This is a genomic window from Bacillus sp. LR--39, from assembly GCF_053613335.1.
Genome location: NZ_JBSIOT010000094.1, coordinates 1 through 1,725, shown reverse-complemented (window position 1 = coordinate 1,725; position 1,725 = coordinate 1). Strand labels below are relative to the sequence as shown.

General features: G+C 47.0%; 2 protein-coding genes. Both read right to left on the bottom strand.

Annotated features, from left to right (window positions below; translation table 11 throughout):
- A partial coding sequence (locus tag ACWHAR_RS20635; RefSeq protein ID WP_452087680.1) for a PTS transporter subunit EIIC occupies positions 1 to 1,082 on the bottom strand: 1,082 nt, incomplete at its 3' end.
- A gap of 20 nt (positions 1,083 to 1,102) precedes the next feature.
- The coding region (gene nagB / locus ACWHAR_RS20630; RefSeq protein ID WP_452087679.1) for a glucosamine-6-phosphate deaminase at positions 1,103 to 1,725 on the bottom strand (623 nt) is incomplete at its 5' end.

The window sequence follows — 1,725 nt, the reverse complement described above, 5'->3', positions numbered from 1 at the left end:
ATGAAAGCAAACACGATCCCGACAGGAATGACAACCCAGCCATTTGTAGACAGTCCGTAGTTCAAGACGTAGTCAATTCCGCCGCCTGAGAACGTATAGCCGTGACGGACATGGAATAAATCACAAACGACAAAGATGACGCCGGCAAGAATAGAGTTAATCAAATAGAGCACGGGCGCAACGAACAAGAAAGAAAACTCCACTGGCTCTGTAATTCCGGTCAGCATAGATGTGAGCGCCGCAGAAATCATCACGCCGGAGATCATTTTTTTCTTTTCCGGACGCGCGGTATGGATAATGGCAAGAGCAACTGCCGGCAGACAGAAAATCATGTAAGGGAAATCCCCCATCATAAAGCGCCCGGCTGTCGTGTCTCCCGCGAAAAACCTTGTCAGGTCGCCGGTTACGGTGTTGCCTGTTGATGGGTCTGTGTATTCTCCCATCATAAAATAGAAAGGCGTATAAAAAATATGATGCAGGCCAAAAGGAATCAGCAAACGATAGATCGTTGCATAAAAGAACAGGCCGACTGTTGAATCGGCAATTAAACTGCTGGCTGCGTTAATTCCGTTTTGGATCAGCGGCCAAACGAATGAGAAAATGACGCCGATCACCAATGAACTGACGGAAGTAATAATCGGGACAAAGCGTTTTCCAGAGAAAAATCCAAGGACCGGATGCAACTCGATTGATGAAAATCGCTTATATAAATAGGCGGCGAGAAGCCCGATGATGATTCCTCCGAAATCCCCCATATCAATCAGGTGCTCGGCTCCTTCATACGGAGGCTGAAGGCCGAGTAATTTTCCCATATTGTCGAGGGTGACGGTTAAAATTAAGTATCCGATGACAGCGGCAAGTCCGGCTACACCTTCTCCGCCGGCTAATCCGATCGCGACCCCTACGGCGAAAATCAGCGGGAGATTATCGAATACAACGCCGCCTGCATCCTTTATAATAGGGATGTTCAGTAAATCCTTGTCTCCGAAACGGAGCAAAAGACCTGCTGCCGGCAGGACGGCAACCGGAGTCATCAACGCGCGGCCAAGCTGCTGCAGAATTTGAAATGCCTTTTTAAACATGACAGTCTCCTTTTATTGTTTTATGAGCATGGAGCACTCTTTAATTTTTGAGCTGCTTTATAATCGGCGATAACGGTTACATGATTGTGTTTTTGAAGAATGGAGGCTGGTACTTCTGTCGTGACAGGACCTTCAGCCATCTTTTGAATAGCGTCTGCTTTTTCCTCGCCGCTTGCTAAAAGCACAATATGTTTGCTGAATTCCATGATGGTTTTAATGCCCATTGAAATCGCGAGTCTCGGCACCAGCACCGGATCGCCGCCGAAGAATCTGGCATTTGCCTGTATCGTGCTTTCCGAGAGCTTCACAACACGTGTCCGGTCCTCAAAATCAGATCCCGGTTCATTGAAACCGATATGGCCATTGGCGCCGATGCCGAGAATTTGGACATCAATGCCTCCCGCCTGGCGGATGAGATCCTCGTATACTTTGCATGCCGCCTCAAGCTGCGGATTGTCTCCTTGCGGGATATGAATATGATCAGGCTGCATATTGATATGCTGAAAAAGATGCTCATGCATAAAATGGTTATAATTTTGCGGATGAGATGGAGAGAGACCAGCATATTCATCCAAATTAAATGTAGTAACCTTTGAAAAATCAATTTCGCCTGCCTGATAGTCTGAAATCAACTGCTTATACA